The organism is Streptomyces sp. NPDC013457 (assembly GCF_043089925.1).
Lineage (GTDB): Bacteria > Actinomycetota > Actinomycetes > Streptomycetales > Streptomycetaceae > Streptomyces.
The window spans coordinates 433,957-460,500 of the sequence record NZ_JBICBL010000007.1; the positions used below are offsets into that span (position 1 = coordinate 433,957).

At 74.6% G+C, this 26,544-nt stretch carries 19 protein-coding genes; 12 read left to right on the forward strand and 7 right to left on the reverse strand.

Annotated features, from left to right (window positions below; genetic code table 11):
* Positions 1-55 precede the first annotated feature (55 nt).
* Positions 56-1,555 (forward strand): PLP-dependent aminotransferase family protein, encoded by a 1,500-nt coding sequence (locus ACF1G2_RS21565; RefSeq protein ID WP_391799801.1) that lies wholly within the window; start codon positions 56-58, stop codon positions 1,553-1,555.
* Positions 1,556-1,957: 402 nt separating this feature from the next.
* Here ACF1G2_RS21565 and ACF1G2_RS21570 read toward each other — a convergent pair whose 3' ends face one another.
* The gene (locus ACF1G2_RS21570; protein WP_391799802.1) at positions 1,958-3,616 is read right to left on the reverse strand and encodes a hypothetical protein; all 1,659 of its coding nucleotides are present in this window, start codon (positions 3,614-3,616) and stop codon (positions 1,958-1,960) included.
* 37 nt (positions 3,617-3,653) lie between these two features.
* A complete protein-coding gene (locus ACF1G2_RS21575) occupies positions 3,654-3,848 on the reverse strand; it encodes a hypothetical protein (RefSeq protein WP_046907412.1) in 195 nt (64 codons plus the stop codon).
* A 320-nt stretch (positions 3,849-4,168) separates the two neighbouring features.
* Here ACF1G2_RS21575 and ACF1G2_RS21580 point away from each other — a divergent pair, with 320 nt between their 5' ends.
* The 6 genes from ACF1G2_RS21580 (at position 4,169) to ACF1G2_RS21605 (ending at position 13,820) form a co-directional block, all read left to right on the forward strand.
* A complete protein-coding gene (locus tag ACF1G2_RS21580) occupies positions 4,169-4,561 on the forward strand; it encodes an ankyrin repeat domain-containing protein (protein ID WP_391799803.1) in 393 nt (130 codons plus the stop codon).
* 264 nt (positions 4,562-4,825) lie between these two features.
* Complete coding sequence (locus ACF1G2_RS21585; protein ID WP_391799804.1) at positions 4,826-6,241, forward strand: HEAT repeat domain-containing protein; 1,416 nt, start codon at positions 4,826-4,828, stop codon at positions 6,239-6,241.
* Between the two features lie 493 nt (positions 6,242-6,734).
* Positions 6,735-7,862, forward strand: a complete 1,128-nt coding sequence (locus ACF1G2_RS21590) for a glycosyltransferase family 4 protein (protein ID WP_391799805.1) — start codon at positions 6,735-6,737, stop codon at positions 7,860-7,862.
* The gene (locus tag ACF1G2_RS21595) at positions 7,859-9,037 is read left to right on the forward strand and encodes a glycosyltransferase (protein ID WP_391799806.1); all 1,179 of its coding nucleotides are present in this window, start codon (positions 7,859-7,861) and stop codon (positions 9,035-9,037) included. Before ACF1G2_RS21590 ends, ACF1G2_RS21595 begins: the two co-directional genes overlap by 4 nt.
* Positions 9,038-9,318: 281 nt before the next feature.
* Positions 9,319-10,221, forward strand: a complete 903-nt coding sequence (locus ACF1G2_RS21600; RefSeq protein ID WP_391799852.1) for an SGNH/GDSL hydrolase family protein — start codon at positions 9,319-9,321, stop codon at positions 10,219-10,221.
* Complete coding sequence (locus tag ACF1G2_RS21605; RefSeq protein ID WP_391799807.1) at positions 10,218-13,820, forward strand: hydantoinase B/oxoprolinase family protein; 3,603 nt, start codon at positions 10,218-10,220, stop codon at positions 13,818-13,820. The genes ACF1G2_RS21600 and ACF1G2_RS21605 overlap by 4 nt, the downstream gene beginning before the upstream one ends.
* Before the next feature lie 64 nt (positions 13,821-13,884).
* Here ACF1G2_RS21605 and ACF1G2_RS21610 read toward each other — a convergent pair whose 3' ends face one another.
* From ACF1G2_RS21610 to ACF1G2_RS21630, 5 genes are read right to left on the reverse strand one after another with little or no spacing between them, the layout of a single operon-like run.
* Positions 13,885-14,751: a biotin-dependent carboxyltransferase family protein gene (locus ACF1G2_RS21610; protein ID WP_391799808.1), complete on the reverse strand. Its 867-nt coding sequence runs from the start codon at positions 14,749-14,751 to the stop codon at positions 13,885-13,887.
* Positions 14,748-15,374: an allophanate hydrolase subunit 1 gene (locus ACF1G2_RS21615; protein WP_391799809.1), complete on the reverse strand. Its 627-nt coding sequence runs from the start codon at positions 15,372-15,374 to the stop codon at positions 14,748-14,750. Before ACF1G2_RS21615 ends, ACF1G2_RS21610 begins: the two co-directional genes overlap by 4 nt.
* On the reverse strand, positions 15,371-16,135 hold the full coding sequence (locus ACF1G2_RS21620) for a LamB/YcsF family protein (protein ID WP_391799810.1): 765 nt from the start codon (positions 16,133-16,135) through the stop codon (positions 15,371-15,373). The genes ACF1G2_RS21615 and ACF1G2_RS21620 overlap by 4 nt, the downstream gene beginning before the upstream one ends.
* A gap of 43 nt (positions 16,136-16,178) precedes the next feature.
* A complete protein-coding gene (locus tag ACF1G2_RS21625) occupies positions 16,179-16,361 on the reverse strand; it encodes a hypothetical protein (protein WP_391799811.1) in 183 nt (60 codons plus the stop codon).
* Positions 16,358-17,638: an MFS transporter gene (locus ACF1G2_RS21630; protein ID WP_391799812.1), complete on the reverse strand. Its 1,281-nt coding sequence runs from the start codon at positions 17,636-17,638 to the stop codon at positions 16,358-16,360. The genes ACF1G2_RS21625 and ACF1G2_RS21630 overlap by 4 nt, the downstream gene beginning before the upstream one ends.
* A 172-nt stretch (positions 17,639-17,810) precedes the next feature.
* Here ACF1G2_RS21630 and ACF1G2_RS21635 point away from each other — a divergent pair, with 172 nt between their 5' ends.
* From ACF1G2_RS21635 to ACF1G2_RS21655, 5 genes are all read left to right on the forward strand, one after another.
* Positions 17,811-18,515 (forward strand): GntR family transcriptional regulator, encoded by a 705-nt coding sequence (locus tag ACF1G2_RS21635; RefSeq protein ID WP_391799813.1) that lies wholly within the window; start codon positions 17,811-17,813, stop codon positions 18,513-18,515.
* A gap of 145 nt (positions 18,516-18,660) precedes the next feature.
* Positions 18,661-20,187 carry a hypothetical protein gene (locus tag ACF1G2_RS21640; protein ID WP_391799814.1) on the forward strand — a complete coding sequence of 509 codons (1,527 nt, stop codon included), beginning with the start codon at positions 18,661-18,663 and terminating at the stop codon, positions 20,185-20,187.
* Positions 20,184-20,804: a hypothetical protein gene (locus tag ACF1G2_RS21645; protein WP_391799815.1), complete on the forward strand. Its 621-nt coding sequence runs from the start codon at positions 20,184-20,186 to the stop codon at positions 20,802-20,804. Before ACF1G2_RS21640 ends, ACF1G2_RS21645 begins: the two co-directional genes overlap by 4 nt.
* Positions 20,801-21,742, forward strand: coding sequence for a hypothetical protein (locus tag ACF1G2_RS21650; RefSeq protein WP_391799816.1), 942 nt, complete (start codon positions 20,801-20,803; stop codon positions 21,740-21,742). The genes ACF1G2_RS21645 and ACF1G2_RS21650 overlap by 4 nt, the downstream gene beginning before the upstream one ends.
* Before the next feature lie 44 nt (positions 21,743-21,786).
* A complete protein-coding gene (locus tag ACF1G2_RS21655) occupies positions 21,787-26,532 on the forward strand; it encodes a hypothetical protein (protein WP_391799817.1) in 4,746 nt (1,581 codons plus the stop codon).
* Positions 26,533-26,544: the final 12 nt, after the last annotated feature.

Below are 26,544 nucleotides of genomic sequence, written 5' to 3' on the forward strand. Positions count from 1 at the left end.
TGGCGGGAGATCGGATGCCAACCATGGCCAATTCGAGGAAGGTGGACTGAATTCCATGGCTCAGTGGACCTCGGCCGTCGGGCCGGCTCAGCTCGCTCGACAGCTCCAGGCGCAGCAGCCCCGTCCGGCCGGGCCGGGCACACGCAAGCCGCCCGCCTACCGCGCGCTGGCCGACGGGATCCGCCTCCTCGTCCTGGAGGGCCGGGTGCCGGTCGCGGCCCGGCTGCCCGCCGAGCGGGAACTCGCGGTCGCGCTGACCGTGAGCCGTACGACGGTGGCGGCCGCGTACGAGGCGCTGCGCGCGGAGGGCTTCCTGGAGTCCCGGCGCGGAGCCGGCAGCTGGACCGCCGTACCGGCCGGGAATCCGCTGCCCGCGCGCGGCCTCGAGCCGCTGCCGCCGGAGTCGCTCGGCTCGATGATCGACCTCGGCTGCGCGGCGCTGCCCGCGCCCGAGCCCTGGCTCACGCGGAGCGTCCAGGGCGCTCTGGAGGAACTGGCGCCGTACGCCCACACCCACGGCGACTACCCGGCGGGGCTGCCCGCGCTGCGGCAGATGCTCGCCGACCGGTACACCGAGCGCGGCATCCCGACCATGCCCGAGCAGATCATGGTCACCACCGGCGCGATGGGTGCGATCGACGCCATCTGCCACCTCTTCGCCGGGCGCGGCGAGCGGATCGCGGTCGAGTCGCCGTCGTACGCCAACATCCTCCAGCTCATGCGGGAGGCGGGCGCCCGGCTGGTGCCGGTGGCCATGGCCGAGGGGCTCGCGGGCTGGGACCTCAACCGCTGGCGCCAGGTGCTGCGGGACGCGGCCCCCCGCCTCGCGTACGTCGTGGCCGACTTCCACAACCCGACCGGCGCGCTGGCCGACGAGGACCAGCGGCGGCAGCTCGTGGACGCGGCCCGCTCGGCGGGCACGGTGCTCGTCGTCGACGAGACGATGTCCGAGCTGTATCTGGACGAGCCCCACGAGATGCCCCGGCCGGTCTGTGCCTTCGACCCGGCGGGCGCGACCGTGCTCACGGTCGGCTCCGCGAGCAAGGCGTTCTGGGCCGGCATGCGGATCGGCTGGGTCCGGGCCGCCCCCGACGTGATCCGTTCCCTGGTGGCGGCCCGGGCCTATGCGGACCTCGGGACGCCCGTCCTGGAGCAGCTGGGCGTCAACTGGCTGATGCGGACGGGCGGCTGGGAGCAGGCGGTCACCATCCGCCGTACGCAGGCGCGCGAGAACCGGGACGCGCTGGTCTCCGCCGTGCGGGCGCAGCTGCCGGAGTGGGAGTTCGACGTCCCGGCCGGCGGCCTGACGCTCTGGGTCCGCACGGGCGGCCTCTCCGGCTCGCGGCTCGCGGAGGTCGGTGAGCGGGTCGGCGTACGGGTCCCCTCGGGACCGCGGTTCGGTGTCGACGGCGCCTTCGAGGGGTACGTGCGGCTGCCGTTCACCGTCGGCGGCCCGGTCGCCGAGGAGGCGGCGTCCCGTCTGGCGGCCGCGGCCCGGCTGGTGGAGTCGGGCGCGGGCACGGGCAACGAACAGCCCCGGGCGTTCGTGGCGTAGGGGGCGGCAGCGGGCGGAGACGCCTGCGGGTGGGGGCATCTGCTCGTGGGGCCACCGGCGCGTGGTGGCTCACTTGCGTGGGACGTGCCCGCGCGTGGGTGCGCCTTTGCGTGGGGCGACCTGCGTGTGGGGGCATCTGCTCGGGGGGCCACCGGCGCGTGGGTGCGCTCTTGCGTGGGACGTGCCTGCGCGTGGGTGCGCCTTCGCGTGGGGCGACCTGCGTGTGGGGCGACCTGCGTGTGGGTGCGCCAGAGAGTGGGGCCACCTGAGCGGCGGTGTGCCTCCGCGTGGCGCGACCTGCGCTTGGGGGTGCCCGCGCGTGGGGCACTCGTACCGCTGGGGCGGTGGGAGACCCCACCGCCCCAGCGGAACCGTGACGCCCTCAGGGGGCTCGGCGTGCGGTCAGCCCTCGGCCGGGACCGGGCTCGGCGCCGGGCCGAGGTCGAGGGCGGGCCCCGGGGCCGACGGCTTCGTCGTGGACGCCGGTTCGTGCGCCGGTTCCGACTGCGGTTCCGGTGCCGAGCCGGGGGCCGCCGGGACCGCCGTCGCCGTCGCGTCCAGGCGCTCCGGCAGGAGCGCCAGGACGGCCTGGCGGTGCGTCTCGCTCGTCGCGTCGTCGTACGGGTCCGGCGTCGCCGGCACCTGAAGCCGCAGGACCGGCCCCGTACCGAGGCGGGCGTAGCCACGGCCCGGGGGGACGACCGGGACCGGCGTGGTGTGGGGGGTGGTGCCGAGGACCCACTCGATCTGCTCGGGCGACGCGGGGCCGAGCACGACCCGGGCGCGGGTGTGCGTCCGTACCGTCTCGCTCAGCGTGTCCACGCTGTCGAACTGCTCGGCCACCACCACCGTGACCTGCGCGGCCCGTCCGTGCCGCAGCGGCACCTGGAGGAGCTCCTGGGGGTCGGGCCGCCCGTCGGCCGCCGCCAGGTGACCGAGGATGCTCGGCCGGTCGAGCAGGATCCACAGCGGGCGCCGGGTGTCGTCGGGGGCCGGGCGGCCCGCCTGCCGGGCCCGGTTCGCCGCGATGAGCCGCCGCTCCGTCTCGTGCGCCGCCCACTCCAGGCTCGCCAGCGCGCCCGCGAGACCGCACTCGACGGCCAGGACACCGGTGCGGCCGGTCAGACAGGCGTACTCGCCGGTGCCGCTGCCCTCGACGATCAGGACGTCGCCGTGCGGCAGGGCCTGCAGGGCGACGGAGCGCAGCAGCGAGGTCGTGCCGCTGCCGGGCTGGCCGACGGCGAGCAGGTGCGGCTCGGTGGAGCGCGGACCCGTCCGCCAGATCACGGAGGGCGCGTCCTCCTCCCCGTCGGAGGAGAGGACCGGCACGGTCCGCTGCACGGCGTCGGCGTCGGTGAAGCCGAGGACGGTCTCGCCGGGCACGGTGACGAACCGCTGGGCGGCGATCGTCGTGGGCAGGGCGGACAGCACGCTCATGACGAGCTGGTTGCCCTCCTCGTCCCAGTCGAAGAGATACTCGCGGCCGCGCCCCGACTTGGCGTGCAGCAGCTGCTCGATCCGGGCGCGCGAGGCGGCCTCGCCGTCGGTGAAGTACGCGGGGTACCTGATCCGCAGGCGCGTCAGGCGCCCGCTCTCGTCGAAGGCGTGGTCCCCGAAGGCGCCGCTCCAGTCGCCCCCGTGGGCGAAGAGGGGAGCGGGGTCCTCGGGGACCGAGAAGTAGGGCACCAGGGCCTCGTAGAGGCCCTTGAGGCGTTCGATCTCCGAGTCGTCGGGCCCGGTCTTGACGACCGGGCGCTCGCGGCCCGTCCACGCGGCCGCCCCCATCACCGTGACGAGGGCGAGCAGCGGACCGTAGGGGACGAGCGCGACGACGAGGACGCAGGCCGCGACCAGGAGCAGCGTGGGACCGCGCCGCTCCTTGGGGGTCGCGGCCCACCTGGCACGCGCGGTCGCGGCCAGCCTCCGCAGACCACGAGTGATCGTGATCAGCGGATGGAGCACATCGGTGGCGCTGTCGGCGGCCGTGCGCGCGATCTCTCGACTGCGAGCGATCCGGTCGCTGCCGCTGCTCAGAATGCGGGGGAGTGGTCGCCGGGCCACGTCGTACTCCTGGAGTTGTGGAAGGGACTGTCGGGCGTCAGAACTTGATCCCGCCCAAGAGGCTGGCGAGGCTCTGGCCGCCTGCGGTGATGCTCGGGGCGATGGCGGTGCCCGCGAGGTAGAAGCCGAACAGCGCGCTGACGAGGGCGTGGGACGCCTTCATCCCGTCCTTCTTGAAGAACAGGAAGCAGATGATGCCGAGCAGGACCACGCCTGAGATGGACAGGATCATGAGGTGTTCTCCTGGTTGAGGGGACAGTCACCATGAGTCCTTCCAGGTTCACAGCAAGTATCTATGCGATTAAAGGTGCATATGGGTGAATGTTGGGCGATTTCACTTGACTGGCGGATGCGGAGGTGTCGCCCGGGTGGCGAAACGCGCCGCGCGCGCTAGCGCGGGAGGCGCTCGCGTCCCGGATGAGCTGCGGTGATCTTTGCCGTGGACGCCCCGCGTCATGTCGCCGGACGGGCAGTACCCTGTCGATTCACTCGTACGGCGGCGGATGCCGTGCGGGCGTCACAGTTGCGTGGAGAGAGAGGCGGGAACGTCCCATGAGCGAGACTCCGGACCCCGAGGTCGTCGAGCTGGCGAGCAAGGTCTTCGACCTGGCGCGCACCGGGGACGCCGAGGCGCTGGCCGCCTACGTCGACGCGGGTGTCCCCGCGAACCTCACCAACGACCGGGGCGACTCGCTCGTCATGCTCGCCGCCTACCACGGGCACGCCGACGCGGTCACCGCCCTGCTGGCGCGGGGTGCCGACGGCGACCGCGCGAACGACCGCGGACAGACCCCGCTCGCGGGTGCGGTCTTCAAGGGAGAGGACGCCGTGGTCCGCGCGCTGCTGGCCGGCGGCGCAAATCCGGAAGCGGGGACTCCGTCCGCCGTGGATACTGCTCGGATGTTTGGGAAGGCAGAACTCCTGGAGCTGTTCGGCGCCCGGTGAGGTCCCGGTGGAGATCGGGGCGAGATCCGGGTGAACGGACACTGAACCCCAGGTGGGAGCGGTGTCGTAAATGTGGTCGCGGTGGCGAAATGGCTGGGTCATCATGACGTCGGGCCCGCAAGGGGCCACCGACGAGAGGCAGAGGAAGATGGTCAACACCAAGCGAAGGAACACGGGCGGCTCGACATGTTGCTGCGCGGCCTAGGCGATCACCAGTGCCCCGTACTTCCGGTCGTGTCGACAGCTTGATGTGAGGCGTCTTCCATGTTCGATCCAGTCATAGCGCCGAGCGGCACCCTGCTCGGCCTGCTGCAGAGGGGCCGCGGCGACGGCACCCTGCACGCGCTCGCCGCCCCCCGTGCCGAGGCCCTCGCGGCCCTGAACCACTGCGTTCTCAGCGACCCCCGCCACGACTGGCAGGTCGAGAACCGGTCCCTCTACTACGCACGGCTCTACCTCGATCTCGCCGGCGGGCTCGAGGAGATCGAGGCCCACCTCTTCGGCGCCGAGGACCACATCGACACCGAGGAGAACCGGACCGGGCTCGCGCTCGCCGTCCTCGGGCACCTCGCCTCCTACGGCCGCCAGGACGCCCTGGCGCTGCTCCGGCGGTACGCCGCGACCGGAACCAACTGGGCGTGGGCCCTCGACGAGCTCGCCCTGCGCGACGACGACGCGGGCCTTCGCTCCCTCGCCCTGCCCGTCCTCGCCCGCTTCCCGGCCGGCCCGGAGGGCGACGCCGAGCTGTCGACCGCCGTACGGGACGCCTTCGAGCCCCGCCCGTGGCGGCTGTGGGCCGAGGACCGGCGCGAGGCCGTCGGGGCCCGGGTCAGGGCCGCACAGGAACGAGGCTCCTTCGACCGCTGGCAGCGCCAGATGCGGCCGAGCGGGCCCCGCCCGGGCTGGAGCGTCCAGGCGGTCTTCGACTGGGCGCAGGAAGGCCTGGAGCGCGGTGCCGTGCTGCACGGGCCCGCCGCCCGCTGCCTCACCGCCGTCGCGGGACCCGAGGACCGGCCGCTGATCGTCGAGGCCGCCCGCCGCGGCCCCGACGGGGCGCGCTGCGCCGCCCTTCACTACCTCGCCGAGTCTCGCGATCCCGCCGTCCTCGACCTGATCGAGGCCGCGGCCGGCAGCGACTCCCGTACGGTCTCCGAGGCCGCCGTCGCCGCCTTCGAGCGGATGTGCGGCGAGGCCGCCGTCGACCGTGCCCGCGGCTGGGTCCACCGGCCCGACGCGCTCGGCACCGCCGCCGCGGGCGTCCTCGCCTGCCGGGGCGGGGCCAAGGACGCCACGCTCGTGCTCGGAGCCCTGCGCGAGACCGTCCGGTCCGCGGGTCCCGACGCGACCGCCCTCTACACGCTGGTCGACGGCGCCGGGCGCCTCGGCATCGCCTGCGCCGCGCCCGTACTGCGTCACGTCTACCGGGAGACCGCCTCCTCCCAGCTCCGGGGCCGAACCGCCCGCGCCCTCGCGGCCACCGACCCGACCTTCCCGACGGGCTTCGCCGTCGAATGCCTCTGGGACTGCGAGGAGACCACGCGTGAGGTCGCGGCGCTGCACGCCGAGACCGGCGACGTCCGCGTCGCGGAGCGACTGCGGCGGCTCGCCGTCGACCCGGCCGAGGAGGCCGAGGTCCAGACGGCGGTCCGCAACCGGATAGGCCCGGACCTCCAGGTCTGATCACGCTCTGGAGTCGGGCCTGGCGTACGGCGAGGGGGCGAGTCGGGCCTCCGGGCTTCGGGGCCGGCGCCGGGTTTCGGGTCCGGTCCGAGCCTCGGGTCCGGTCCGAGCCTCGGGTACGACCCCGGGCCCCGGAGCCGTCGGACCTCGGCCTCAGGGGCGGTCCGCGGTCCCGGCGCCCTGACGTGTGGGCGCCAGGGCCGGGCTCGCGGGGCCCCGTGCAGGGTGGACGACGAGGGTCCCGGCGGGGTACGCGGGCGGGGCACGCCGACGGGGCACACAGGCGGGGCACGCAGGCCCCCTCCGGCGGCAGCTGCCGGCGGGGTACGCAGGCCCCACCGCCCTGGGACGGCACCGTCCCCGGAGGGGACCAAGGCGCCCGCGACGCGTGCGTACGGCGCCGCCCGACCCGAGGGCAAACGCTCATGGGACGTTCCCCGGGCGTCCAGATGCATGTCGGCGGGAACACGCCGGACACGACGACAACACCGGTATGCGTGTCGTCATCGTCACCGAATCCTTCCCTCCCGATGTCAATGGTGTGGCGCACTGCGCCCAGCAGACCGCGCGCCACCTCGTCCGCCGCGGTCATGACCCGCTCGTCATCGCCCCGGCCGTCGCCGGAGCCACCGACACCCCCGACGCCGACGCGCCCTGCCCGGTCGTGCGCGTACCGTCCCTGCCGCTGCCCGGCTACCCCCAGGTGCGCGTCGCCCTCCCCAGCCGCCGCCTCGCCACGGCCATCGCCGCGCACCGTGCCGACGTCGTCCACCTGGCCGGCCCGTTCGTGCTCGGCGTACGCGGCATGGCCGCCGCGACCCGGCTCGGGCTGCCCGCCGTCGCCGTCTACCAGACCGACCTCGCCGGTTACGCCCGCACCTACATGGGCGCTGGGGAAGGCGCCGCCTGGCGCCGGCTGCGGGCCGTCCACGGCGCCGCCGACCGCACCCTCGCGCCGTCCACCGCAGCCGCGCGCGACCTGGAGACGCACGGCATAGGCCGTATCCGGCTCTGGCGGCGCGGTGTCGACACCGACCGTTTCCGGCCCGAGCTGCGCGACGACGGCCTTCGCCGCGAAATCGCCCCCGACGGCGAACTCGTCGTCGGCTACATCGGCCGCCTCGCCCCGGAGAAGCGGGTCGAGCTGTTGTCCGGTGTGTGCGGTCTGCCCGGCGTGCGGGTCGTGGTCGTCGGCGACGGCCCGAGCGAGCCGGCGCTGCGCGCCGCCCTGCCCGGAGCCCGGTTCCTCGGCCGGCGCACGGGCGACGACCTGGCGCGGATCTTCGCCTCGCTGGACGTGTTCGCGCACACCGGCCCGTACGAGACCTTCTGCCAGACCGTCCAGGAGGCGATGGCCAGCGGCGTCCCCGTCGTCGCGCCGGCCGCCGGAGGGCCGCTGGACCTCGTCGACCACCGCCGGACCGGTCTCCTCGTACCGCCGGACGACACCATCGCGCTACGGGACGCCGTCGCCGCGCTCGCCCAGGCGCCGGCCCTGCGCGCCGCCTACGGGCGGGCGGGCCGGGCGGCCGTCGAGGGCCGGACCTGGGAGGCCGTCGGGGACGAGCTGATCGGCCACTACCTGGAGGTCCTGCGCGAGCGGACGGCGGTGGCGGCATGAGAGGCCCCGCGATACCCCGGCCCCTGCGCATCGTGCGGCTCGCCAACTTCGTCACCGCCACCTCGGGGGGCCTGCGGACCGCCCTGGAACAGCTCGGCCGCGGCTACCTCGCCGCCGGGCACGAACCCGTCCTGATCGTCCCCGGAGACGTGGAGAGCGACCGGCTCACCGATCAGGGGCGGATCATCACCCTCCCCGGACCCGTGCTCCCCGCCACGGGCGGCTACCGCGTCCTCGCAGACCGGCGCCGTGTCCGCCGGATCCTGGAGGAGCTCGCCCCCGACCGCATCGAGGTCTCCGACCGCACGACCCTGCGCTGGACGGGGGAGTGGGCGCGACGCGCCAGGGTGCCCTCGGTGATGGTCTCCCACGAGACGGCGGACGGCGTCCTGCGGACCTGGGGCGTGCCCCCGGCCGCCGCGGCCCGCGCCGCCGACCGGCTCAACCGCCGGACGGCGTGGGCGTATGCGCGAGTCGTGTGCACGACCGAGTGGGCTGAGCGGGAGTTCGTACGGATCGGGGCGCGCAACGTGCTGCGCGCGCCGCTCGGCGTGGACCTGGACCGATGCCGACCGGGGCGGCGCAGCACCGTCCTGCGGGCCAAGCACGCGGACGGCGAGCGGGTGCTACTGCTGATGTGCTCCCGGCTCTCCGTGGAGAAGAGGCCCGGAACCGCCCTGGACGCGCTCGCGCACCTGCGCGGCCAGGGGGTGCGCGCGGCGCTCGCCGTGGCGGGAGAGGGGCCGCTGCGGGGTGCCCTGGAGCGGCGGGCGTGGGAGGAGCGGCTCCCGGTGCGCTTCCTGGGGCACGTCGACGACCGCGAGACCCTGGCCGACCTCCAGGCCTCCGCCGACCTCTGCCTGGCCCCCGGGCCTGCTGAAACGTTCGGTCTGTCGGCCCTGGAGGCACTCGCCTGCGGGACCCCGGTAGTCGCGAGCGCCTCCTCCGCGCTCCCCGAGGTCATCGGGGACGCGGGCGCCTGTGCCACGGACGACGCGGCCTCCTTCGCGGAGGCCGTCCGGTCGGTTCTCGACCGTCCGGAGCAGCCCCGCCGCGCGGCGGCACGCGCGCGTGCCGAACTCTTCGGCTGGGACCGCTCCATCGCCGCGTTCCTCGACGCCCACGACGCTGCCCCGGCCGCGATCCGCGTTCCGCCGCAGGGGGTGCGGACATGACGACCGCACTCCCTGCGGCGGCGGACAGCCCGGAGTGCTGGGGCAGGCCGGCGGAGCCGGGCGCCTCGGAGCCGGATGCCGCGCGGACTTCGGATCCGATCACCGAGGCGCCGGATTCCGCTGCCCGTACATCGGATCCCACCGCCTGGATATCGGATCCAATCCTCCCGGCGTCGGATCCGATCACCTCGACATTGGATCCAATCGCTCCGGTATCGGATCCGGTATCCGAGGTGGGCACCGTCCTCCTGCCCCAGACCGGCCACCCCCGAGCGGACGCCATCCCCACGCCCCGTCGCGGCCCCAGGACCCCTCCGGCGCCGCCCGCACCGCTCCGCTTCGCCGTCCTCGGGGACTCCCTCAGCGAGGGCGTCGGCGACCGCGTCGACGGCACCTGGCGCGGCTGGGCCGCGCTGCTCGCCGCCGGGCTCGCCGGACCCGGGCAGCACCTCGAATTCCGTAACCTCGCGATCAGCGGCGCCCAGAGCCGGGAGGTCGCCGAACAGCAGTCACCCGAGGCCGTGGCGTTCCGCCCCCACCTCGCCTCCGTCGTCGTCGGCGTCAACGACACCCTGCGCCACACCTTCGACATCGAACAGCTCGCCCGCCGGCTCGACCGGGTCTGCGCGGACCTCGGCGCGAGCGGAGCCGTCCTCCTCACCGCCTGCCTGCCCGACCCCGGCCGGATGCTCGGCCTCCCGCCGCCGCTCGCCCGCCCGCTCGCCCGGCGCCAGAAGGCCGTCAACACGCTCGTCCACGCCCTCTCCGCCCGCCACGACGCCGTCCACCTCCATCTCGCCGACCGCATCTGGACCGACGACCGGGCCCTGTGGAGCGCCGACCGGCTCCACCCCGGCGAGCGCGGCCACCGGGCGATCGCCGCGCGGTTCCACGCGCTCCTCGCCGCGCGGGGCCTCGCCCACGGCACGGCGCCCTCGCCCGATCCCGAACAGCCGCCGCCCACCCGTACGGAGGCGCTGGTCTGGCTCGCCACCGCCGGCACCGGATGGGTGGTGCGGCGCTGCCACGACCTCCTGCCCCAGCTCCTGCACCTGGCGGGCTCCGAGCTGCGGCACTGGGCGGGCGGCACCGACGTCCGGCTCGACCTGCGGGCCGAGAACGCCCTCGCCGCCGCACTCGCGGCCCTGTCCCTGGACGCGCCGGTGGCCACAATGGGGGAATGACAGGGCGCTGGGAGTTCTGGATCGACCGTGGCGGCACGTTCACCGACGTCGTGGGCCGGCGGCCCGACGGGCGGCTGGTCACCCGCAAGATCCTCTCCCACGACCCCGCCCGCCCCCACGACGCGGCCGTCGCCGGAATCCGTCTCCTCCTCGGACTCGGCCCCGACGAGCCCGTGCCCGCCGACCGGATCGCCGTCGTGAAGATGGGGACGACCGTCGCCACCAACGCACTCCTGGAGCGGCGCGGCGAGCCGACCGTCCTCCTCGTCACCCAGGGCTTCCGCGATGCCCTGCGGATCGCCTACCAGAACCGGCCCCGGCTCTTCGACCGCCACATCGTGCTCCCCGAGGCCGTCTACGAGCGCGTCGTCGAGGTCCCCGAGCGGGTCGACGCCCAGGGCCGGGTGGTGCGGCCGCTCGACGAGGACGCCGTCGCCGAGGAGCTGCGGTCCGCCCACCGCGACGGCTACCGCTCCGCCGCCGTCGTCCTCATGCACGGCTACCGCAGCCCCGACCACGAGCGCCGGATCGCCGACCGTGCCCGTGCACTCGGCTTCACCCAGGTCAGCTGCTCCCACGAGGTCAGCCCGCTCATCAAGCTCGTGCCGCGCGGGGACACCACCGTCGTCGACGCCTACCTCTCCCCGATCCTGCGCCGCTACGTCGACGAGGTGGCCCGCGAACTCGCCGGAATCCGGCTGATGTTCATGCAGTCCAACGGAGGGCTGCGCGAGGCCGCCCACTTCCGTGGCAAGGACGCCGTCCTGTCCGGCCCCGCCGGCGGCGTCGTCGGCATGGCCCGCACGGCCGGACAGGCGGGGTTCGACCGGGTCATCGGCTTCGACATGGGCGGCACCTCCACCGATGTGTCGCACTTTGCGGGCGAGTTCGAGCGTGAACTGGGTACACAGGTCGCGGGTGTACGGATGCGCGCGCCGATGATGAACATCCACACCGTCGCCGCGGGCGGCGGCTCCGTCCTGCACTACGACGGACAGCGCTACAGGGTCGGCCCCGACTCCGCGGGCGCCGTCCCCGGCCCCGCCTGTTACCGCCGCGGCGGCCCCCTGACCGTCACCGACGCCAACGTGATGCTCGGCCGCGTCCAGCCCGCCCACTTCCCCGCCGTCTTCGGACCCGACGGCGACCAGCGACTGGACGACACCGTCGTGCGGGAGAAGTTCACCGCCCTCGCCCAGGAGATCGGAGGCGGCCGCACCCCCGAGGAGGTGGCCGCCGGCTTCCTGGAGATCGCCGTGCTCAACATGGCCAACGCGGTCAAGAAGGTCTCCGTCCAGCGCGGCCACGACGTCACGCGCTACGCCCTCACCAGCTTCGGAGGCGCGGGCGGCCAGCACGCCTGCGCCGTCGCCGACGCGCTGGGCGTCGACACCGTCCTCGTACCGCCGCTAGCCGGCGTCCTCTCGGCGTACGGCATCGGGCTCGCCGACGCCACGGCCATGCGCGAGCAGTCGGTCGAGGCCGAACTCGACGCGGAGGGGACGCACGCGCGCGTGACGGCACTCTGCGACGAACTCGCCGAGCGCACCACGGAGGAGCTGCGCGCCGACGGGCTGCCCGACTCCGCGATCACCACCCACGCGCGCGTGCTGCTGCGCTACTCCGGAACCGACGCCAGCCTGCAGGTCGACCTCGCCCCCGCGGCGGAGATGCGCGCGGCGTTCACGGCCGTCCACCGCGCGCGGTACGCCTTCACCATGGACCGGCCCCTGGTCGTCGAGGCCGTCTCCGTCGAGGCCGTGGGGCTCGCCGGACCGCACGGTCCCGTGGCCGTCGAGACGGGGGAGCGCACCGGGAATCGGTCCGCGGAGCCCGAGCCCCGGTCGACCGTACGGATGCACAGCGGCCGTGCCGCCGCCGACACCCCCCTCCACCGCCGCGAGGACCTGCGCCCGGGCGAGACCCTCACGGGGCCCGCGATCCTTGCCGAGGCCGACGCCACCACCGTCGTCGACCCGGGCTGGCAGGCCACCGCAGGCGACGGCGGACACCTCGTCCTCACCCGCGCGACACCCCGCCCGGCGCGCGTGGCGGTCGGCACCGACGTCGACCCGGTCCTCCTGGAGGTCTTCAACAACCTCTTCATGGCGATCGCCGAGCAGATGGGCGTACGTCTGGAGAACACCGCCCACTCCGTCAACATCAAGGAGCGGCTCGACTTCTCCTGCGCCCTGTTCGACCCCGAGGGCAACCTCATCGCCAACGCGCCCCACATCCCCGTCCACCTGGGCTCCATGGGCGAGTCCATCAAGGAGGTCCTGCGGCGGGGCGGCGACTCCCTGCGCCCCGGCGACGTCTACGCGATCAACGACCCGTACCACGGCGGTACCCACCTGCCGGACGTGACCGTGGTGACCCCGGTCTTCGCCGACTCCGGTGACCGGCTGCTCTTCCTCGTCGCCTCGCGCGGTCACCACGCGGAGATCGGCGGCATCACCCCCGGGTCCATGCCGGCCTTCAGCCGGACCGTCGACGAGGAGGGCGTCCTCTTCGACAACTGGCTGCTCGTACGGGACGGGCGGCTGCGCGAGGAGGAGACCCGGGCGCTGCTCACCGGCGCCCGGTACCCCTCCCGCGACCCGGACACCAACCTCGCCGACCTCCGCGCGCAGATCGCCGCCAACGAGAAGGGCATCGAGGAACTGCGCAGAATGGTCGACCAGTTCGGCCTGGACGTCGTCCACGCCTACATGCGGCACGTGCGCGCCAACGCAGAGGAGTCCGTACGGCGGATCGTGGCCGGGCTGCGGGACGGCTCGTACCGCTACGAGACGGACAGCGGCGCCGTCATCCAGGTGGCCGTCCGCGTCGACCGCGAACGCCGCTCCGCCGTCCTCGACTTCGCCGGCACGTCGCCACAGCAGGAGGGCAACGCCAACGCGCCCACCTCCGTCGTCATGGCCGCGGTTCTGTACGTCTTCCGCACCCTCGTCGACGACGACATCCCGCTCAACAGCGGCTGCCTGGAGCCCCTGGAAGTCCGTGTACCGGCCGGCTGCATGCTCGCGCCCTCTTACCCGGCCGCGACGGTCGCCGGGAACGTGGAGACCTCCCAGGCGGTCACCGGCGCCCTCTACGCGGCCCTCGGTGTCCAGGCCGAGGGCTCGGGCACGATGAACAACGTCACCTTCGGCAACGCGCGCGTGCAGTACTACGAGACCGTGGCGAGCGGCTCGGGCGCCGGCGACGGCTTCGAGGGCGCGGACGCCGTCCAGACCCACATGACAAACTCCCGGCTCACGGACCCCGAGATCCTGGAGTGGCGCTACCCGGTCAGGGTGGACTCCTTCGCGCTACGGAAGGAGAGCGGCGGGCGCGGCCGATGGCCCGGAGGAGAGGGCGTGGAACGCCGGATCCGCTTCCTCGAACCGATGACGGTCGCCCTGCTGACGGGCCACCGCCGGGTCCCGCCGTACGGCATGGCCGGCGGAGAGCCGGGCGCGCGCGGCGAGAACCTCGTCGAACGCGCCGACGGAACCGTCGAACACCTCGCCGGTGTCGACACCACCGACGTAGCCCCGGACGACGTCCTGTTCCTCCGCACCCCCGGCGGCGGAGGCTACGGCCCGCCACCCTGACGGCCCGCCACTCCGATGGCCCCCACCCTGACGGGGCTCGCCGTCGGGACGGGCGCGCGGGGGATCAGCAGCCCGTCGGTACGAACCGGACGACCGTCCCCGGTGCCGCCTGTGCCGCCGCGGCGAGGTCGGTCTCCCGGGCCACCGCGATCACCGGGTAGCCGCCGGTCGTCGGATGGTCGGCGAGGAAGACCACGGGACGTCCGTCCGGAGGCACCTGCACCGCGCCCAGGACCATGCCCTCGCTGGGGAGTTCGGCGGTGATCGCCCGCTCCAGAGGCGGGCCCTCGGTGCGCAGGCCGATGCGGTTGGAGGCGGTGAACACCCGGTACGCGCGCGTGGCCAGGGTGTGGAGCGCCCCACGGGTGAACCAGTCGTCGCGCGGGCCCAACCGGACCCGCAGGACGAGTTCGTCCGGCGGGCCCGGCCACGGAGGAGCGTCGACCGACCCCCGTACGGCCGATTCCGCTCCCAGCGGCAGCACGGTCCCGTCCGCCAGCGGCGCCGGGCCCAGCCCGGACAGCAGGTCGGTGGAGCGGCTGCCGAGGACGGGGTCGACGGAGATCCCGCCGCCGAACCCCACGTACGCGCGCAGCCCACGGACGGCCCGGCCGACGTCGAGCAGGGCGTCCGCCGGTACCCGTACCGCCGTGCCCCAGGCGACCGGCCTTCCGTCGACGGTGACCGGGCACGGCGCGCCGCCCACGGCGACGGTGACCGCGCACCGGGGCCGCACCGCGCACCCGTCGACCGTGGTCTCCAGGACCGCCGCCCCCTCCGGATTGCCCACCAGCCGGTTCACCAGCCGCGCGGCGCCCGGATCCAGCGCCCCCGAGCGGGGCACGCCCAGATGCGCGTACCCGGTCCGCCCGAGGTCCTGCACGGTGGCCAGCGCTCCGGACCGTACGACGGCGACAGCACGATCGGTCACCGGCTCTCCACCACGAAACGCACCAGCGCACCGGGCGTCAGGAGCGCGGCGGGCTCGCGCCCCGCGTCCCAGAGGACCGCGTCCGTGGAGCCGATCAACTGCCAGCCGCCGGGCGAGGAGCGGGGGTACACGCCCGTGTACGGCCCCGCGAGCGCCACCGAACCGGCCGGGACGGACGTACGCGGGGTAGCCCGGCGCGGCACCTGGTACGGATCGCCGAGACCGGTCAGATAGCCGAAGCCGGGGGCGAACCCACAGAACGCGACCCGGAACTCGGTCGCCGAGTGGATCCGTACCGCCGTCTCCACGGACACTCCCCACAGCGCGGCCACCTCGGTCAGATCGGGACCGTCGTAGCGGACCGGGACCTCCACGGCCCGCTCCACGCGCGCGTGGAGCGGCGGAATCGTCCACTCCCGCAACTGGCCCGCAAGGAGGTCCGGCGCGTCGACCCCGTCGAGCAGCACCGTCCGCGCCGCCGGCACGATCTCCCGTACGGGCGGCAGCGCACCGCCCGCGCGCCGACGGAGCAGCTCGGCGTGGAACGCCTCCGTCTCCGTACCGCTCCCCAGCTCGACGAGCAGCGCCCGCTCGCCCACCCGGAACACGCGCCGCGCCTTCACGCGAACGCCTCCACCCCGACGCCGCTCGCCTCCAGCTCGGCGCGCACCCGCCGGGCGAGACCCACCGCGCCCGGGGTGTCCCCGTGCAGGCAGAGCGAGCGCGCCCGTACGGCGACCGACGTCCCGCAGTGCGCGGTCACGACCCCGAACCGGGCCATGGACACCGAGCGTTCGACGACCTCCGCCGGGTCGGTGACGACCGCCCCCTCCTGCCCCCGTGGCAGCAGGGAGCCGTCCGCCGTGTACGCCCGGTCGCCGAAGGCCTCGGCGACCACCCGCAGCCCCGCCTTCCCCGCGGCGTCGTGGAGCCGCGAGCCGGGCAGCCCCAGGACCGGCAGCCCGCCGCCCGCGAGCAGCACCCCGTCGACGACCGCCGCCGCCTGTTCCTCGTCGCGCACCACCCGGTTGTAGAGCGCGCCATGAGGCTTCACGTACGAGACCCTCGATCCGGCGGCGCGGGCGAAGACGTCCAGCGCGCCGATCTGGTACGCGACCTCGGCCGCCAGCTCGTCCGCCGGGACGTCCATCGAGCGGCGCCCGAAGCCGGCCAGATCGCGGTACGAGACCTGGGCCCCGATCCGGACGCCCCGCGCGGCCGCGAGCTCGCAGACGCGGCGCATGGTGACCGCGTCCCCGGCGTGGAAGCCGCAGGCCACGTTGGCGCTCGTGACGACGGAGAGCAGCTCCTCGTCGTCGGTGAGCGTCCAGCGGCCGAAGCCCTCCCCGAGGTCGGCGTTGAGGTCGATCGAGTCCCCCGTCATGGTCCCTTCCTTCCGGTCGTACGGCGATGCGCTGTGTCTGGTCTCAGGAGGCGACGCGGTACGCGCTGTCGCGGACGTCGGTGACGAGCGTCCGGCCCGGCGCGTGGGTGATCGCGAACGGAGGGTGCGAGGCGGTCACGGGCGCCCAGCCGGCCGTGGGGGAGGTGGATCCCGCACGTGCACGCGCGCGTGCCGTACGCGGGTCGGGAACCGCCGTCGACGTCATACGAGTTCCCTTCCGCGCGTCTCCGGCAGGCCGAGCAGGGCGAGCACCGCCAGGCCGTAGCCGATGGCCCCGAAGACCAGCGCGCCGCCGACGCCCCAGCTCTCGGCGAGGAAGCCCACCAGGGTCGGGAAGACCGCGCCCACCGCCCGGCCTGTGTTGTACGTGAAGCCCTGGCCCGTTCCCCGTACCGCCGTCGGGTACAGCTCGGCGAGGAAGGAGCCGAACCCGCTGAAGATGGCCGACATACAGAAGCCGAGCGGGAAGCCGAGTACGAGGAGGAGCGTGTTCGCTCCGGACGGGATGTTCGTGTAGGCGAGGACGGAGAGCGCCGACAGGGCGGCGAAGAGCGCGATGTTCTTCTTCCTGCCGAGCAGGTCCGTGAGGTAGCCCCCGGTCAGATAGCCGATGAAGGCCCCGGAGATCAGGAACGTCAGATAGCCGCCGGTGCCGACGACCGTCAGGCCCCGCTCGGTCTTCAGGAAGGTCGGGACCCAGGTGGCGAGGGTGTAGTAGCCACCCTGGACGCCGGTCGAGAGCAGCACCGCGAAGAGCGTCGTGCGCAGCAGGGACGGCTTGAAGATGGCGGTGAAGGAACCGCGTTCGGTGGCGGTGCGCCGGATCTCGGCGGCCTGCGGGGCGTCCTCGACGTTCCTGCGGACGTACACCACGAGCAGTGCGGGCAGGGCGCCCGTCCAGAACATGACCCGCCAGGCCACGTCGGGGTCGACGAACGCGAAGACGAGGGTGTACACGATCACCGCGAGCGCCCAGCCGGCCGCCCACGCGCTCTGGATGCCGCCGAGAGTACGGCCCCGGTGCCTGGCCGAGGCGTACTCGGCGACCAGGATCGCGCCGACCGCCCACTCGCCGCCGAAGCCCAGGCCCTGGAGGGCGCGGAAGAGCATCAGGGTCTCGTAGTTGGGCGCGAAGCCGCACAGGACGGTGAAGAGCGCGTAGGTCGCGACGGTGATCATCAGCGCCTTCACGCGCCCGATGCGGTCGGCCAGGATGCCGGCCAGCGCACCGCCGATCGCCGAGACCACCAGGGTGACCGTGGTCAGCAGACCGGTCTGGCCCTTGTCGAGGCTGAAGTAGGCGGCGATGGCCACCATCGAGAGCGGCAGCGTGAAGAAGTCGTAGGAATCCAGGGCGTATCCGCCGAACGCGCCGCCGAAGGCGCGCCTGCCGCGCGGCCCGAGGGCGCGCAGCCAGGCGAACGCGCCCGTGTCGTCGGACTGTTCGCCCTGGGTCTGCTGCTTGGTCTGTGTCGTGCTCATGTGCACCTCGCAGAGGGGGAGGAGGCGTGCTGAGTGACGTGCTGGAGGACCGTGCGGTGTCGTCAACGTAGAGGATCGTTCAACGATCCGACAAGAGGTGTGTCGTCACGTTCTTGTGTCCCTGAGGGACCTGGTATTGACTCGGCGCGGACGACGAAAGGATCGGGGCGCGGTGGGCGGAATCGGCGGACTCGCGGACGACCGGGCGCTGCTCGGGCGGACCAGCACGGCGGAACGCGTGGCGGACATCCTGCGCACCCGGATCGCCGAGGGCTTCTTCCCGCCCGGCACCCGGCTCTCCGAGGACAGCATCGGCGGCGCGCTCGGCGTGTCCCGGAACACGCTGCGCGAGGCGTTCCGCCTGCTCACGCATGAACGGCTGCTCGTCCACGAGCTCAACCGGGGCGTCTTCGTCCGGGTCCTGGCCGTCGACGACGTCGCCGACATCTACCGCACCCGCCGTCTCGTCGAATGCGCCGTCGTCCGAGGCCTCGGGGAGCCGCCGTTCGACCTGGACGGTCTCGCAGCCGCGGTCGAGGAGGGCGTGGAGGCGGCGCGTACGGAGGACTGGAAGGGCGTCTCCACGGCCAACATCCACTTCCACCGCGAACTGGTCGCCCTGGCCGGCAGCGCCCGCACGGACGAACTGATGCGGGGTGTTCTCGCCGAACTCCGCCTCGCCTTCCACACCGTGGACGACCCGCGTGGCCTCCATGAGCCTTATCTCGTACGAAACCGGAAGATTCTGGACGCACTGCGCGCCGGTGACCGTGCGACGGCGGAACGCCTGCTGGGCCGCTACCTCGACGACTCCCGCACCCGGATCGTCGAGGCGTACGCGAAGGCCGTCGAGCAGCCGGAGGCCCCCGGGGCCTGAGCGGCCCCCCGGAGCCTGAGAGGCGCGCGGCCTGAGCGGCGGGCGTCCGGACGGGTCGCCGCCGCGCTACCACGTCCCGTCACCCGGCGGGGTCGCATCTGCGCCGTTTCGACCGTTGTCAGTTCGAGGACCTAATCTGTGCACCGTGACTTCGCCTGCCTCGACGGACTTCGTTCCGCCCCAGCTCAGCGCGGGGCCGCGGCCTGCGCAGGGTCCGGCCGCCGACGAAGGGCTCGCGCGGCGGCTTCGCGCGCTCGCGTGCACCGCCCCGCTGCACGACCTGGACACCCGCAAGGCGAACCTCGCCGGTGAGTACTCGGTCTACGCGATGGCCGAGGTCGCCCTCGCCGCCATCGACCTCGTCACACTCAACATGGACTTCGACACGGGCGCCGATCACGAGCAGATCGTCGCCCGCCTCCTGCCCCGCGTCGCCGCCCAGGCCCCCACCCGCCCCGCCGCCGAGCACGAGCGCGTGGCCCGCTGGGTCCTCGAGAACCTGATCAACGTCGGCAGCGTGGACCGCGGCTTCCGGGCGGTGTACGGCACGTTCGGCGCCGACGGCGTCTACATCCGCCGCGACTACGACTTCAAGCTGATCGAAGAGGTCCCCGGCTACGGCGGCGGGGTCTACCTCCGTACGACGGACGAAGCGGTCAACGTCCTGGTCGGCGCCCTCGACACCGACGTCACCTCCGCCCAGATCGCCGCCGAGGTCAAGCTGGAGGTCCTGATCAGCCGCGGCAGGCTCGCCGACGCCCAGCTCGCCGCCGAGCAGGCGCGGTACCGGACCGTGCAGTACGCCGAGACCCTCCGCAAGACCCTGGAGGCGACCCGCCGCAACGTCCGCGCGGTGGACTGGCTGCAGGCCGTCCCGGACATGATCGCCGAGGCGCTCGACCACGTCGCCGACCGCTACCGCCACGAGAACGCGATCCTCACCAACATCCGCAAGGCCCGAGACGAGGCCGAGGAGCCGGAGCACAAGCGCCGCGCAGCCGAGCTCGTCGACATCGTCAAGGACTGCATCCGCCGCCATACCCAGCTCCAGTCCCGCCTCCTGGAGGCGGGCCCGCTCTTCCGGGCGGAGCAGGACCGGCAGGCGTTCGCCGCGCCCACCTCGTACACCGGCGTAGACCTGTACGGACAGCTCGTCGCGCCGATCCTGCCGCTCCCCGTCGAGCAGGCGACCAAGGTCACGGACGCGTTCTTCGCGCGCGGCACAGGGCTGCGCACCCCGGCCTCGGTGCGCGTGGGCGACCTCGTCGAGATGCTCCTCACTCCGCCCGTCGAGCGTGAGCACCTCGGCGCGGAGATGCCCGAGCCGGACCTGATCGCCACGCCCGACGACAGCCGCTTCAGCGAGGAGCAGCTGGCGAGCGCCATGGAGCTGCTCGACCTGGAGCACGACGCCCCGCGCCGGCTCTCCGGGCTGCTCGCCGAGGCCCGCCTGCGCGACCCCGACCTTCCCTACCTGGTCGCCCTGCTCGCCGTCCACGCGGCGAGCCCGCCGGTCGGAACGGCGTACCGCCAGGGTGAGGAGCGCCTGCTCTTCGCAGTCGACGACGGCACGCAGCTCGACGACCCTGAGTTCGGCGGCGCAGACCTGATAGTGGGCACAGCGCTCCTGGACGCGCTGGGCATGGCAGCGGACCGCACGGAGGCCTCATGACCACCGACCAGGCGTCGCCCGACGCCGTGTCCGGCGCGCTGCCGGACGCCACGCCGGACGTCGTGTCCGAGCCGCCGCCGGTCCCGCCGGCGCGCCCCGAGGGCGTGCCCATGGCGGAGGGCCCCGCGGCGGTGGAAGCGGAGGCACCCGTGGACACGCTCCCGGGAGACGCCCCTGCGTCCGCCGCGGCACCGGCGCCCGCCGCGGCACCTGCGCCCGCCCCGGCACCGGCCCCGGCCAAGGCCTCGGCCTCCGCCCCGGCCCCGGCCTCCGCCGCCGTCTCAGCCCCGGCCACGGGGCCTGCCCCGGCCTCCGCCCCGGCACCGGCCCCTGCCTCCGCCCCGGCCACGGCGCCTGCCCCGGCCCCGGCACCGCCACCGGCCCCTGCCTCCGCCTCGGCATCGCCCGCACCGGCGCGCCCAGCCGTGCCAGGCCGGCGGAGCCCCGCCCCGTACGTGCGCGCCGTCCGGCTCACCCCGGCCCGTGCGCCCGAGGCCGGTGCCCAGACCCCGCCCCGGCGGCGCGCCGTGAGCGTGACACCGGTCCGCCTTCCGCTGCCCCGCCCCGAACCCACCGCACCACCGACGACCAGCCCTCCCGAGGAGCCCCAGCCGTGAGCGAACACCACGCCGAGCACGCCGACGCGTGGAGCGAGCCGGAGCCCCCGCACACCGCCCCCGCACCACACAGCCCCACCGCGCCGCACGCAGCCGCACCGCACGGCGCCACCGCGCCCGTCACGCCCGCAGACGCGGCCGACGCCGCGCGGCTCGTGTCGTTCGGACTGCAGCCCAAGCTGCTGCCCGCCCGGGACGCCGAGTACACCGAGCTGCTCCGGCGCTATCGCGAGGACCCCGCCTTCGCGCGCCTCGCCGACGCCGTCGCGACCGGACTCGGACTCGTCGTCCTGGAGGTCTCCCCGCGCGCGGGCATGGCCGTCACCGCCGGCGAGGACTCCGTCTTCGCCGTCCGCATGGGCGACTACGCCCGCCGCGCCTCGACCGACTCCGCCGACCGCTTCCTGCACGGCCTCGCCCACCTCGCCGTCGCCGCCATGGCGTTCCCCCGGCCCGAGGACCTCGCCGACGACGGGTACATCGGCCGCCTCACCGTGAACGGCGTCGACGCGTTCGTACGCCAGGCCTGCCGCCGCCTCGAGGAGCGCGCCGAGCAGCAGGGCGAGAACACCGACCCCGCCTCCGACGCCCCCGGCCTGGAGGCCGCCTGGCGGATCTACGCCCGCCGCAGCTCCACCGGCGCCACCAAGGACGCCCGCCGCCTCGCGGGCTCCACCACCGGCATCGTCGGCAAGGCCGTCGCCTTTCTCACCGACTCGGGCTTCCTGCAGCGCACCGGCGACGACGCGGGCGGCGCCTACCGCACCACCGCCCGCTACCAGCTCCAGGTCCGCGACATGGCCGGCAGCGCCGCCATGGCCGAGCTGCTCGACCTCGGCGTCGTACCGGTCAGCGACGGCTCCGCGACCCTCCTGCCGCCGCCCGACGGCGACGACCTGGAGCTCGCCGCCGACGCCGGCCTCCCGTTCCATGCGTAACCGCCCCGCGTAATCACAGAACCAGTCGACGAGAGTCCGCCGCCATGTACGAGTTGTCCCGGGTCCGCCTCTACTCCATCGGTCCCGCCGGTGCGCGTTACGCCGACACCGTCCTGGACCTGCGCGGAGTCGGCGCCCCCGTGCCCCACCCCGCCCCCACCCAGGCGGAGTTCTTCGAGGAGGAGCCGGTCGGCCCGCCGCGCCGCCCCGCCCCCGCCGGCGTGCTCTTCCTGGAGAACGGCGGCGGCAAGTCCGTACTCCTCAAGCTGATCTTCTCGGTCATGCTCCCCGGTCACCGCAACACCCTCGGCGGCGCCAGCTCCGGCGTGCTGCGCAAGTTCCTCCTCGCCGACGACTGCGGCCATGTCGCCCTGGAATGGCAGCACACCCTCACCGGCGAGCTGGTCGTCGTCGGCAAGGCCAGCGAGTGGCGCGGGCGCCAGGTCTCCAACGACCCGCGGAAGTTCGCCGAGGCCTGGTACTCCTTCCGCCCCGGCCCGGGCCTCAGCCTCGACAACCTGCCGGTCGCCGAGGCCACGTCCGTCCGCCCGCCGGTCGAGGGCGCTTCCGGCGCCCAGGGCCGCCGCCGCACCATGAAGGGCTTCCGGGACGCCCTCACGGAGGCGGGCAAGGCGTACCCGCATCTGGAGGTCTCCTGGGAGGAGATCCACGACCGCTGGAACGAACACCTCGGCGACCTGGGCCTCGACCCCGAACTCTTCCGCTACCAGCGCGAGATGAACGCCGACGAGGGCGAGGCCGCCGGCCTCTTCGCGGTCAAGAAGGACTCCGACTTCACCGATCTGCTTCTGCGGGCCGTCACGGACACCCGTGACACCGACGGGCTCGCCGACCTCGTCAGCGGCTTCGGCAACAAGCTCGGACGCCGCGCCGAACTCACCGCGGAACGGGACTTCACCGCCGGTTCCGTCGACCTCCTCGGCCGCATCGTGGAGGCCGCCGAGACCCGGGCACGCGCGCGTGACGTGCATGCCGGGGCCGAGCGCCGCACCCGTACGCTCGCCCGCCGGCTCTCCGCGCGCGCCACCGAGGAGCGCGTCCGCTCCGCCGAACTCGCCCAGCAGGTCACCTCGGCGGCCCATGCCGTCTCCGAGGCCGAGACGGGCCGTGGCCGCAGCTCCCTCGTCGCGGCCGAACTGGCCTACCGGCACGCCTCCCTGGCCCTGACCGTCGCCGAGAAGGGCGCCGCCTCGCAGCGGCGCGAGCTCACCGACGCCCGTACGCTGCACTCCGCCTGGCAGGCCGCCGAGGCCGTGCTCCGGCACCGGGCGGCGGGCGACCGCTCCGCGCGCGTGGCCGCCGCCATCCGCGAGGCCGAGCGCGACGCCGCCCCCGCCCTCGCCGCCCGCGCCAAGGCCGCCGCCGATCTCGTACGGGCCCTGCACGCCGCCGCGGAGGACGGCGAGCGCCACGCCGCCGAGGAGGAGGAGCGCTCGGCGGCACTCCAGGAGACCGGCGAGACCGCCCACCGCGACGCCACCGCCGCCGCCACCGAGGCCCAGCGCGCCCGCAGCGAGGCCGGACACCTCCGCCAGCGCCTCGCCGAGGTCGAGCAGGAGACCGCCGAGGCGGTACGGGCCGGCTGGCTCGACGACACCGCCCCGGACGCGGACCCGGCCCGCGCGGCCCTCGCCGCGAGCGACGCCGAGAAGACCACGGTCGCCGCCTGGGACGCGGCCCGCGAAGCCGCCCGCGCGGCGGCCGACCGCGCCCGCGAGGCCGCCGCCGCCGAGTCCCGCGCCGAGCTCGCCGCGGCCCGTGCCACGGACGCCGCCGAGGCCGCCGAGAACGCCTACGACGCCGAGCGCCGTGCCGCCGAGTCCCTCGCGACCGACGACCGCCTCGCCGAACTCCTGAGCCTGCCGCCCCGGCCGACGTCCCCGCTGCCGGGCCAGCGCGCGGGGGAGACCGCCACGGCCTCGGCCCCCGGGGGCTCGCAGGCCGCTGACGGTCGCGGCGAGCCCGGACAGGACCCGGACGGGGACACCGCCCCGGGCGCCGCCTCCGGTCCCGTCGACGCGACCGGCCCCTTGGCGGACCACGGCCCGCTCACCGTCACCGAGTTCGACCGGAACGCCGACGAACTGCGCCGGCTCCTGGACCAGTCCATCGCCTCCGCCGAACGCCAGCTCTTCGACCTGCGCACCGCAGCCGCCGACGACTCCCGCATCCTCGGCGCGCTCGGCGACGGCGGACTCCTTCCGCCCGGCCCGGACGTCCTGGCCACCGTCGAGTACCTCGGTGAGCAGGGCGTCCCCGCCCTCCCCGGCTGGCGCTACCTCGCCCAGGCCGTCGACCCCGCCGACCACGCGGCCGTTCTCGCCGCCCGCCCCGAGCTGGTCGACGGCGTCGTGATCACCGACCCCGTCTCGTACACCCGCGCCCGCGAGGTGCTCAGCACGGCCGCCCTGCTGCCGCGCTCCACCGTCGCCGTCGGCACGGCCGCCGCGCTGCTCGCCCCCGTACCGAGTACGGAATCCGGCGGGGACCAGGATGTCTTCCTCGTCCCGCCGAACCCGGCCATGCACGACGAGCACGCCGCCGACGAGGAGCGGCACACCCTGCGCGCCCGCGCCGCCGCGCGCGACGAGGAGATCCGCCACCTCGCGGCCCGTCTCACCGGCGACCGCTCCCTCGCCGCCCGGATCGGCTCCTGGCGGGCCGACTGCCCGCCCGGCATGCTCGCCGAGCTGGCCGCCGTCGCCGCCACCGCCCGCGAGACCGCCGAGGCCGCGGCGGAGACCCTCGCCGAAGCCCGTACGGTACGGGCCGAGGCCGACGAGGCCGCCGCCGACGCCGCTCGCGTACGGGACGAGCGCCAGGAGGCCGCCCAGCGTGCCCGCCGCGCCGCCGACGCCCTCGCGGGCCTCGCGTTCCGCCTGCGCGAGCGCTCCGCCTGGCAGGCCAAGCTCCGCGAACTGGCCGACGACGCCACCGAGTCCGAGGCCCGCGCCCAGACCTGCCTGGAGCGCGCTCGCGCCGCCGACGAGGACCGCAGGGCCGCCCAGCGTGCCGCCGACGACGCCCACCGCACCGCCCGCGCCCTGCGTGCCGAGCGCGCCGAGATCGCCGGCGCACCCGACCAGCTCCCCGAGGAGGACCCGGCCGCGCCGCGCACCGCGCTCCCCACCCTCCGCGAGGCGTACCGCGCCGCGTCCCAGCTGTACGAGAAGGTCGGTGTCGGCGCGGACCTCCGCGCCGAGCAGGCGCGCGCGGAGAGCGACGAGTCGGCGGCGCTCGCCGAGCTGGACCGCCTGACCAACAAGGTCCGCAGCCGCGCGGAACAGCTCCTGGAATCGACCGACGGCGCCGACGGCCCGTCCCGCCAGGCCGCCGCCGCCCGCGCCGAGGCTCTGGTCCAGATGCTGGAGACCCGCGCCTCCGAGGCGAGCGAGAAGCTCGGCCGACTGCGTGGCGAGGCCGAGCGGCTGGCCCCCGAGGACGGCGCGGCGCACACCGAGCTCCCCGACGAGCTGGTCCCCGCCGACGCCGAGCAGGCGCAGACCCTGCTCCGTACCGCCACCACCGAACTGGCCTCCCGAAGCGACGCCCTGGAGGCCGCGCGCACCGCGCACGCGAGCCTCCTGCGCGCCCACCGCGCCGCCGAGGACGGCGCGAGCGGCTTCGACGAGACCGCGGGACTCCTGCGCGACCTCCTCCGTGACCACGCGGAGGACGACGAGGACGGGCCCGAGACGTACCCCGGCACGTTGGAGGAGGCCCGTCAGACCGCCGCCGAGGCCCGCCGTTCGCTGCGATCCTGCTCCGCCGAGCTCTCCGCGGCCGACGCGGCCGTCCGCGAGGCGAGTGACATCCTCGTCCGGCACGCGAATTCGACCCGATACGAGCAGGTCCGCACCCCCGCCCGCCAGCAGATCCGCGAACTGCCCGCCGCCGCGCTCCCCGAGCACGCCGCGAAGTGGGCCGAGGCCTTCGCGCCCCGGCTGCGGGTCCTCACCGACGAGCTGGAGCAGCTGGAGCGCAACCGCGACTCGATCGTCGACCGGCTGCGCGGGCTGGTGGAGTCCGCGCTGACCACGCTCCGCTCCGCGCAGCGGCTGTCCCGGCTGCCCGAGGGGCTCGGCGAGTGGTCGGGCCAGGAGTTCCTGCGCATCCGCTTCGAGGAGCCGGACCAGGCCACCCTCGCCGAGCGGCTGGGCGAGGTCATCGACGAGGCGACCCGCGCCGCCGTCAAGAAGAACTCCGACATGCGCCGCGACGGCATGTCCCTGCTCCTGCGGGGCGTTCAGGCGGCGCTCGAACCACGGGGCATCGCGGTGGAGATCCTCAAGCCGGACGCCGTGCTGCGGGCCGAGCGGGTTCCGGTCGGGCAGATGGGCGACGTCTTCTCCGGCGGCCAGCTCCTCACCGCCGCCATCGCGCTGTACTGCACGATGGCCGCGCTGCGTTCGAACGACCGGGGGCGCGACAAGCACCGTCACGCGGGCACGCTGTTCCTGGACAACCCGATCGGCCGCGCCAACGCCACGTACCTCCTCGAACTGCAGCGGGCCGTCTCGGACGCCCTAGGCGTCCAGCTGCTGTACACGACCGGTCTGTTCGACACGACCGCGCTCGCGGAGTTCCCCCTCGTCATCCGGTTGCGCAACGACGCGGACCTGCGGGCGGGGCTGAAGTACATCAGCGTGGAGGAGCATCTGCGCCCGGGCCTTCCGCAGCCCACCGCGGAGGACGGGGCCGTCCACGGCGAGATCACCGCGACCCGGATGTACCGCCGTTCGCCGGTCGAGGAGCCCGTCGCCCCGTGAGCACGGCGAGCG